The following is a 7,927-nucleotide window of genomic DNA, read 5'->3' as shown; positions in this document are numbered from 1 at the left end:
GAAGGCGGCACGCTGCTCGCGATGAGCTATCACGGCGCCAACAAGGTGGTCCCGAACTACAACCTGATGGGGCCGGTGAAAGCCGCGCTGGAGAGCGCGGTGCGCTATCTCGCGTTCGAGCTGGGCGCCAGGCACATCCGGGTGCATGCCGTGTCTCCCGGTCCCTTGAAAACCCGCGCGGCCTCCGGACTGAAGGACTTCGACGTGCTTCTCACCGAGGCCATCGAGCGGGCGCCCATCGGCGAACTGGTCGACATCGACGACGTCGGCCTGACCGCCGCTTACCTGACCACACCCTTCGCGCGACGGCTGACGGGGACCACCACCTATGTCGACGGCGGCCTCAGCATCATGGCGTGATCGGACCGCCCTGGGACCGAGGGGCGACAAAGGGAGTTGCCGATGATGACGTTCGATGTCCCGTTGCCCAATCCGCCGGCCGCCCCCGGGCCGGCCGTCCTCGGGCCCGGAGCCTGGATGATCTTGGGAGAGCCTTCATGGCCGCGTCGCTGAATCTGCATCCTGCCGCCCCACAGCACTTGCCGATGTTCATCGCCGCGCCGGGCGAGACCGATGTCCTGATGGTCGTGGTGGCGGTGTTCCTGGTGCTCGCGGTGCTGGCCGTCGGCCTGCTGTTCCTGCGACTGCACACCTTGCCCGAGCGTATGGCGCACAGGTCGCACAAGCTCCAGTTCGAGATCGTCGCCGTGCTCGGGCTGCTCGCCCTGTTCACCCATGTGCACCTGTTCTGGGTGGCGGGTCTCCTGCTTGCCCTGATCGACCTTCCGGATTTCGGCAATCCGCTTCGCCGGATCGCCGGATCGCTTGAAAGGATCGCCGGCCTGAAGCCCGGCGAGGGTGCCGGCGAGGCGCCGGACGAGATGGGCGAGAGCGCCACCACGGCGGAAGCGGCCGGCAGTGACCCGGTTCAAGTGCCGAAAACCATCGCCTTGTCCCGGACCCCGAAGGAGCGGACCCATGCTTGAGCTTCTTCTCTGCTCCCTGCTGACGATCCTGCCGGATTATCTCTACCGCCGCTACGGCCAGGGCAAGCGCCTCGGCAAGGAGATCACGCTCTTCTCGGTGTGGTTCGAACTGCGCTGGGGCATCATCACGTGCCTGATGCTCACGATCGGGCTGATCACGGTGATCTTCTACAATCATCCGTCGACCACGAACGCCACGGCGTTCTTCCGCACCATTCCGATCCTGCCCGAGACCAACGGGCGCGTTGCCGAGATCTTCGTCGACGGCGTGAGCGGCGCGGTCAAACAAGGCGCGCCGATCTTCCGGCTCGACAATTCGAAGCAGGAGGCGGCGGCGGAGACCGCGCGCCGCAAGATCGCCCAGGTCGATGCCGAACTGGCGGCGGCGCGGACCGATGTCGCGGCGGCGGAGGGCAGGATCGTCGAGGCGAGGAGCGCCTATCAACAGGCGGTCGACGAGCTGGAGACGAAGCAGGAGATCTACCGCCGCAATCCAGGCGCCGTCGCCACGCGCGACATCGAGCGTCTCCAGGTCACCGTGCAGGGGCGCCAGGGCACCATCGACGCCGCCACGGCGGCCAGGGAACAGGCCGAGACGCGGATCTCGACCCTGCTTCCCGCCGAGAAGGCCAGCGCCGAAGCCGAGCTGGCTCAGGCCCAGGTGGAGCTGGACAAGACCGTGGTGCGGGCGGGCGTGAACGGGCAGGTGGAGCAGTTCACCCTGCGCGTGGGCGACGTCGTCAACCCGTTGATGCGTCCTGCCGGCGTCCTGATTCCGGAAGGGGCCGGGCGCGGGCGCCTGCAGGCCGGATTCGGTCAGATCGAGGCCCAGGTCATGAAGGTCGGCATGGTGGCGGAAGCGACCTGCGCGTCGAAGCCCTGGACGGTCATCCCGATGGTCGTGACGGGCGTGCAGGACTTCATCGCGGCCGGCCAGATCCGCAGCGGCGAGCAGTTGCTCGACGCGCAGCAGGTGGTCCGGCCGGGCACGATCCTGGTCTTTCTCGAGCCGCTCTACGCGGATGGGTTCGATGGCGTGACGCCGGGCAGCAGCTGCATCGCCAACGCCTATACGAGCAACCACGACCTGATCGCCTCGGGGCAGGTCGGCACCCTGAAAGGGCTCGCCCTTCACGGGGTGGATGCCGTCGGACTCGTGCACGCGATGATCCTGCGCATCCAGGCGCTGGTGTTTCCGATCCAGACCCTGGTGCTCGGCGGGCATTGATGCCAAACGGAGGACAAGACATGGCCACCATGCCGAAGATGTCAGCCACGTCCGAGATGCGGCGCGGCAGCGATGCACTGACGATGGCCGGGGACGGCGGTCAGGCCCTGGCGAAGTCCGCCGAGACGTGGATCGCCGTCGCGGCCGAATGCCATCGCGAGATGATCGAATTCGTCTCGATGCGGCTCGGAAAGGACGGCGAGGCCGCCCGGGACATGCTGGGCTGCAAGAGCCCGACGGACGCCACGGCGATTCAGACCCGCTGGCTCGAGGAGACCCTGCGCGACTACGGATCCGAGATGACCCGACTGATGGCGCTGTGCACCAGGGCCCTGAACGAGGGAGGCCGCTCCGGACGGTGAGGGGCTTTCGCAGGAGCTCTCGACACCGGCAGGGCTGCCGGCCCGTCTCAGGCTGAAGACCGCTCCATCCGGAGCGATGAGTCGTCCCGCGCCCGGTCGGCCTCCGGGTCGATCAGGACGAACCCCGCGGAGGCGCCGACGACGGCGAGAAGGCCTGCAAGCAGGAGTGCGTTGCGGGTTGCTTCAGGCGTTCCGGCACCGGCATCGATCACCAGCCCCATGAAAGTCGGGGCGAGAGGACCCGCCAGCGTCGTGACGGCGTTGACCATGCCGAGGGTAGCCCCGCGCTGCGCGACCGGTGTGACCTCGGCGACCAGGACGGGGCCGAGCACGAACATCACGTTGCAGAGAGAGAACGCCACCACCGTACAGACGATCACGAGCAGCGAGCCGGTGGCGAGCGACATCAGGATCACCATCAGGCCCGCCGCGAGGACCGCCGCGCATCCCATCCATCCGCCCGCGATCCGGCTCGAAACGCCCCGCTGCTTGAGCCCGTCGGAAAGGCCGGATACGCCGGGCAGCAGAACGATCTGGCCGAGAGAAACCAGCATCATGATCCAGCCGGCCTGGATCGGCGTGTAGCCGAAGGCCTGGTGCAGGAAGGCCGGCAGCCAGACGATCGCTATCGTGAGAAGCCAATAGGCGCTGAAGCCGACGATCTCGACCCCGACCACCGTTCGGCATCCGAGCAGGCGGCGGTATGGCATCGGCTTCTCGGATTCGACGATGCTGCCCGCGACACGGCCCTTGTCGACAAGGGGGCCCTCGCGGGCGACCATCAGCCAGGCGCCGCACCAGACGAGGCCGAGCACACCGAGCAGCCCGAAGGCGGCCTGCCACGACCAGGCGGCAATGATGGTGACGATCACCGGCGCCACGATCCCGTTACCCGCCAGGGCTCCGACAGCTATCACGCTCGTCGGCAACGCCCGGCGCTCACTCGGGAACCACTTGTAGGCGGCGTGCACCGCCACGGGGTAGGCGGGGCCTTCGCCGAGGCCAAGGAGCACCCGGTTGGCCACCAAGGCCGCGACGGTGGCCGGCAGCAGCAGCGGCAGCTGGCACACGGACCAGATCAGCGCAAGACCGGCCAGCATCCACGTGGTGTCGATCCGGTTCACCAGGAAGCCGCCGATCACGGCGCTCAGCGAGAAGAAGGTGAAGAAGCTCGCGGCAATCAGACCGAACTCGGTATGGCTCAGCCCCAGGTCCCGCATGATCGGGACAGCGGCCAGACCGAGAACCGCTCTGTCGGCGAAGTTGACGAGCATGAGCAGGCAAAGCATGCCCACGACGATCCAGCGCCGGGCTGGAGCCGCCGCTCCATCCGGGGACACGGCTCGTGGGCTCACCTCCGTCATCCCCCGATGCCCTCCTCACTGCGAGGGAGCCGCGGCGACCGGTTCATCCGGGTCCGGGCGCATCCGGGCCGAGTCACGACAGGCCGTGCCCGTGCCCCGCGACACGCAGGCACGGGCGGCTTCACGACGTGCGGACGGCATCGTCCAGAGCGCGACATCCTCAATAATATCGGCGGTAGGCCACTCGGGGCCCCAGGTAGCGCGGACCGTAGTAACCTCGATAGGCGCCATAGGAGCGGGGAGCGTAATAGACCCGGCGCGGATAGACCCGCGGGCCGTAATAGGCCGGGCGAGGATAGTAGGCCGGGCCGTAATAGACCGGCCTGGGATAGTAGTAGGCGGGACGGGGGTAATAGTAGCCTGGCCACGGGGCGTAGGCAGGATAGCCATAGCCGTAGGCCGGATAGCCGTACCCATACCCGTAGGCAGGGGCCGTGGCGGCCGCGGTGATCAGTCCACCGAGGATTGCTCCGCCGACCAGTCCGGCCGCAACGGCGCCGCCGCCCCAGCCCGACCGATAGTACCCACCATAGCCCCAGCCCGGCCCGCGCCAATATTGTGCGTCGGCCGTCCCGACACTGCCCGTCAGGATCAACGCGGCCGTGGCGAGTGTTGCAAGTTTCTTCATGGCAGCCTCCAAGGGCCCGAGGTCCGCTCGGGTTCTCTAGAGCCCCGGACCCGAAAGTGGACACCACTTTTGGGTCCGAGGCTCCTTCTCTTGAATGGCGCATCGGATGAGGCGGACCCGAAGGGTCGCGTCAGCGAATACCGGGTCCACTGTTCCGTCCGACGCGCTAGGGGCCTTCCGGACCTGTGCCGCCTCGTTCATCGGCGGCGCTCGGGTTTGGCTCGGCCACGCGCACCGGGCCCACATGCCCCACAATCCCGGCGGCGCAGATGACCCGCAGCCCGCAACGGGACAGCTTATACCCGCCGGAGGGTCGTGCTTGATCGCTTGGGACAGAGTCTTGACAGTTTGAGACTGTCCTCAACCGGCCGAAGGGGAGGAGCGGCGCCCCAGGGTCGGTTCATTTCCCGACTCTCACCGGGAGCACTGCTTGTACTCCGTGCCGGTCGTATCCCGCTCGTTGAAGTAGCGCCGCAGCGAGCCGTCGGGTTGCAGGGACATGAGAACCCTGACCTCGCTGCCTGCCACCGAATTGGCGCAGTCGAGGACGAGGAGCTGACGGTCCCCGGTCGCCCGGGCGGACTTGATGCGGCACGTCGCCTGGGGCGTCCTCAGGCGGCTGCCGGTCACGATGAAGGCGGGCGCGAAGATGTCGACCGGTCGCTTGAACGATGCTTCCTTGCCGGACGAGGCGTAGACCTCCGCGCAATCCGCGCTGCCCGACAGCCATGCGCCCTGGAACCGGGCGAGCCCGCTCTGGGCCGCCGCGCCGGACAGGGCGGAGGACATGGCGGAGCACATGATCATGATCAGGCCGAGCCCGGCAGCGCCCAGGAATCCCGCAAGTCTCATCGTGACCTCCCCGAGGACCGAATCGTCGTCCTCTGCTGCCCACCGATGCAACATGGTAGGCGGGCCGCACCACCGTGCTTGACGGAAGAGGACAAGCGCTTGGCAGTTTGGGCCATGGGCGTCGCGTCGATAGCGGGCGCTGCGACGAGGCTGGGATCAAGGCGGATCCTTCGGTGCTCCGATGGGAACGGGCGGCGATCGGCTCGCCGAGATCGCGCCATGCGGCGGCGCAAAGTGTCAAGCGGTTGTCCCATCCGATCAAGCGCCGCGTTCCTGCTCGGGTATGGTGCCTTTCGAAAGGCGGAGAAGCCATGAGGGCGCTCCTGGTGGCCGCGGGCATTGCGGGCTTCGTCACGGGTGCCGGCGCCCAGTCCGGCTCGACGACCCTTGCGATGACCTGCGCCCAGGCCAAAGGGATCGTGGCTTCGCGGGGCGCGGTCATGCTGCGCACCGGACCGGCAACCTACGACCGCTACGTTCGCGATGGGAGCTTCTGCGCCTTCCAGGAGACCGTGCGTCCCGCCTGGGTCAGGACGGTCGACGTCGCGCAATGCCCGGTCGGAGGGGTCTGCGGCTCGGTCGAGATCGACAACGGGCGGTGAGCCGAGCTGTTCGGACCCACGCGGGAAAGAGACGAGGCCATGACCGACAATCCCTATTCCGATGCACGCCTCGCCCCCCAGGCCGCCTGGCTGAAGCCATCTCTTCTGTGGCTCCTGGTTCTCGCGCCCGTCGCCGCCGGTCTCGACCGTGCGGGCATCGCTCCGGCCGGAGTCATCTTCTTCTGTGCCGCCCTGGCCATCATGCCGTTCGCCAAGCTCATCGTCCAGGGAACCGAGCAGGTGGCCGCCCATACCGGGGCGACGATCGGGGGTCTGCTCAACGCGACCTTCGGCAACCTGCCGGAGCTGATCATCGCCATGACGGCCCTGCGCGCCGGCCTCGTGGAGATGGTTCGCGCCTCCATCGTCGGAGCGCTGCTCGCCAATCTGCTGGTGGCGCTCGGCCTGTCCTTCCTGCTCGGCGGCCTCCGGCATCACAGTCAGAAGTACAATCCGGATGCGGTGCGAACCTACTCGTCGACTATGGTGCTCGCCTGGATCAGCCTAGCCCTTCCAAGCGCCTTCCACCGTGTCCTGGAAGAGGAATCGCACCTCGGGGTGCATGCCACCCTGGATCTCGTCGTGGCCGCCGTCCTGCTCGCGCTTTATGGGCTCTTCCTGCTCTATTCCTTAAGAACCCATCCGGAGACCTTCGCCGAGCTGAGCACCCCCGCCGACACCGGAACGCACGATCATCCCAGCCTCGCATGGGGTGTCGCGACGCTGCTGGCCGCGTCCCTCGGTGCGGCATGGATGAGCGAGATCCTCGTGGGCGCAGCCGAGCAGGCCGGCCACTCGCTGGGCATGTCGCAGATGTTCATGGGAGTGATCGTGCTCGCGCTCGTCGGCGGCGCCGCCGAGTCCGGCTCGGCCATTGCCATGGGTCGGGCCGACCGGGTCGACCTGAGCATCGGCATCGCCCTGGGAAGCTGCGTGCAGATCGCCCTCTTCGTTGCTCCCGTCCTCGTGCTGATCGCACCGGCCATCGGGCCGGCGGAGTTCCGTCTGGTGTTCTCACAGGCCGAGATGTGGATGCTGTTCGGGGCGGTGCTCCTGGGGGCGACGGTTGCGACCACGGGCCAATCCAACTGGTTCAAAGGCGCCCAACTGGTGGCGCTCTACGTCATCATCGCGGCCATCCTGTACCTCATCCCGGCGCCGCAATAGGTAGGCCATGTTGCGACAGCTTCTCGTGGGTGGCGCCGTCAGCCTGGGCAACATCGCCATCCATGCCGTCGTGATGGCGGCGGTCGTGGCGACCGGCCGCCGGGCCCTGACATGGAAGCACAGTTCGGCCCAGACCTGGCTTCCCGTCCTCATGGTGGCGGTCGTCGGAGTGCTCCTGGTCGCCCACATGGCGGAGGTCGTCACGTGGTCGCTCGCCTATGCGTTCCTCGATGTCGCTCCGCCCGGGGCCGACGTGCTGTACTTCGCCTTGGTGAACTATACCACGCTGGGCTACGGCGACGTCCTGCCGGGAGAGCGCTGGCGCCTGCTCGGACCCATGGCGGCCATGAACGGCGTGCTGCTGTTCGGCTGGTCGACCGCGGTCATCTTCGAGGTGATGAGGCAGGGGATGCGGATCCGCGATCATAAGACCGAGTTGTGATCGCATGCAGGGGGGCGACACGCCGACGGCCATCGCCCGCGACAGCGAGGCGCTTCCCGCGCCCGCACCAGCCGATTCTCCGCGTGATCGGCGCCGATCGCATCGTCCGGCCCATCCGCGAGGCCTGGATCGACCGTCCCCGCCAGCCGCGACCATGGTGTCCGGAGCGCCGGGCGACCCTGGCTGAACAAAAGCCGCCTCCGGCCCATTGACGTGAGGCTCGGGACGGATCGCGCGGGAAAGCCTCGGTCGGCTTTGCCATGGACGCTCGAACGCCGCGGGTGTAGGTGAGCATG

Annotated in this window: 10 protein-coding genes; 7 read left to right on the top strand and 3 right to left on the bottom strand. The window is 67.6% G+C overall.

The window, feature by feature from the left end; translation table 11 throughout:
• The 4 genes from OCW50_RS13170 to OCW50_RS13155 form a co-directional block, all read left to right on the top strand.
• Positions 1-360, top strand: a 360-nt coding sequence (locus OCW50_RS13170; protein ID WP_262297833.1) for an SDR family oxidoreductase, incomplete at its 5' end; no start/stop codon positions are given.
• A 137-nt stretch (positions 361-497) separates the two neighbouring features.
• Positions 498-986, top strand: a complete 489-nt coding sequence (locus tag OCW50_RS13165) for a hypothetical protein (protein WP_262267566.1) — start codon at positions 498-500, stop codon at positions 984-986.
• Positions 979-2,214 (top strand): HlyD family secretion protein, encoded by a 1,236-nt coding sequence (locus OCW50_RS13160; protein ID WP_262297832.1) that lies wholly within the window; start codon positions 979-981, stop codon positions 2,212-2,214. The genes OCW50_RS13165 and OCW50_RS13160 overlap by 8 nt, the downstream gene beginning before the upstream one ends.
• 20 nt (positions 2,215-2,234) lie before the next feature.
• Entirely contained in the window at positions 2,235-2,576 is a 342-nt protein-coding gene (locus tag OCW50_RS13155; protein WP_262297831.1) for a phasin family protein, read from the top strand.
• 47 nt (positions 2,577-2,623) lie between these two features.
• Here the strand turns inward: OCW50_RS13155 and OCW50_RS13150 are convergent, their stop codons facing one another.
• The 3 genes from OCW50_RS13150 to OCW50_RS13140 form a co-directional block, all read right to left on the bottom strand.
• A complete protein-coding gene (locus OCW50_RS13150; RefSeq protein WP_262297830.1) occupies positions 2,624-3,940 on the bottom strand; it encodes an MFS transporter in 1,317 nt (438 codons plus the stop codon).
• Positions 3,941-4,100: 160 nt separating this feature from the next.
• Positions 4,101-4,568, bottom strand: a complete 468-nt coding sequence (locus OCW50_RS13145) for a hypothetical protein (RefSeq protein ID WP_262297829.1) — start codon at positions 4,566-4,568, stop codon at positions 4,101-4,103.
• Between the two features lie 414 nt (positions 4,569-4,982).
• The gene (locus OCW50_RS13140) at positions 4,983-5,420 is read right to left on the bottom strand and encodes a hypothetical protein (protein WP_262297828.1); all 438 of its coding nucleotides are present in this window, start codon (positions 5,418-5,420) and stop codon (positions 4,983-4,985) included.
• Positions 5,421-5,731: 311 nt separating this feature from the next.
• On the opposite strand from OCW50_RS13140, the gene OCW50_RS13135 reads away from it, so the two are divergent.
• From OCW50_RS13135 to OCW50_RS13125, 3 genes are read left to right on the top strand one after another with little or no spacing between them, the layout of a single operon-like run.
• Positions 5,732-6,022: a hypothetical protein gene (locus tag OCW50_RS13135; protein ID WP_262297827.1), complete on the top strand. Its 291-nt coding sequence runs from the start codon at positions 5,732-5,734 to the stop codon at positions 6,020-6,022.
• Between the two features lie 39 nt (positions 6,023-6,061).
• Positions 6,062-7,189: a calcium/proton exchanger gene (gene cax / locus OCW50_RS13130; RefSeq protein WP_262297826.1), complete on the top strand. Its 1,128-nt coding sequence runs from the start codon at positions 6,062-6,064 to the stop codon at positions 7,187-7,189.
• Positions 7,190-7,196: 7 nt separating this feature from the next.
• Complete coding sequence (locus OCW50_RS13125; RefSeq protein WP_262297825.1) at positions 7,197-7,631, top strand: potassium channel family protein; 435 nt, start codon at positions 7,197-7,199, stop codon at positions 7,629-7,631.
• Positions 7,632-7,927: the final 296 nt, after the last annotated feature.

It is taken from the genome of Microvirga sesbaniae (assembly GCF_025460805.1).
In the GTDB taxonomy this organism is placed as follows: Bacteria; Pseudomonadota; Alphaproteobacteria; order Rhizobiales; family Beijerinckiaceae; genus Microvirga; species Microvirga sesbaniae.
This window is presented reverse-complemented; position numbering and strand designations above follow the sequence as displayed.

Bases quoted from the DNA above. Each gene is read 5' to 3' on its own strand.
- OCW50_RS13135 (WP_262297827.1), top strand. From the start codon at position 5,732: ATGAGGGCGCTCCTGGTGGCCGCGGGCATTGCGGGCTTCGTCACGGGT.
- OCW50_RS13160 (WP_262297832.1), top strand. From the start codon at position 979: ATGCTTGAGCTTCTTCTCTGCTCCCTGCTGACGATCCTGCCGGATTAT.
- OCW50_RS13150 (WP_262297830.1), bottom strand. From the start codon at position 3,940: ATGACGGAGGTGAGCCCACGAGCCGTGTCCCCGGATGGAGCGGCGGCT.
- OCW50_RS13145 (WP_262297829.1), bottom strand. From the start codon at position 4,568: ATGAAGAAACTTGCAACACTCGCCACGGCCGCGTTGATCCTGACGGGC.
- cax (WP_262297826.1), top strand. From the start codon at position 6,062: ATGACCGACAATCCCTATTCCGATGCACGCCTCGCCCCCCAGGCCGCC.
- OCW50_RS13155 (WP_262297831.1), top strand. From the start codon at position 2,235: ATGGCCACCATGCCGAAGATGTCAGCCACGTCCGAGATGCGGCGCGGC.
- OCW50_RS13140 (WP_262297828.1), bottom strand. From the start codon at position 5,420: ATGAGACTTGCGGGATTCCTGGGCGCTGCCGGGCTCGGCCTGATCATG.
- OCW50_RS13125 (WP_262297825.1), top strand. From the start codon at position 7,197: ATGTTGCGACAGCTTCTCGTGGGTGGCGCCGTCAGCCTGGGCAACATC.
- OCW50_RS13165 (WP_262267566.1), top strand. From the start codon at position 498: ATGGCCGCGTCGCTGAATCTGCATCCTGCCGCCCCACAGCACTTGCCG.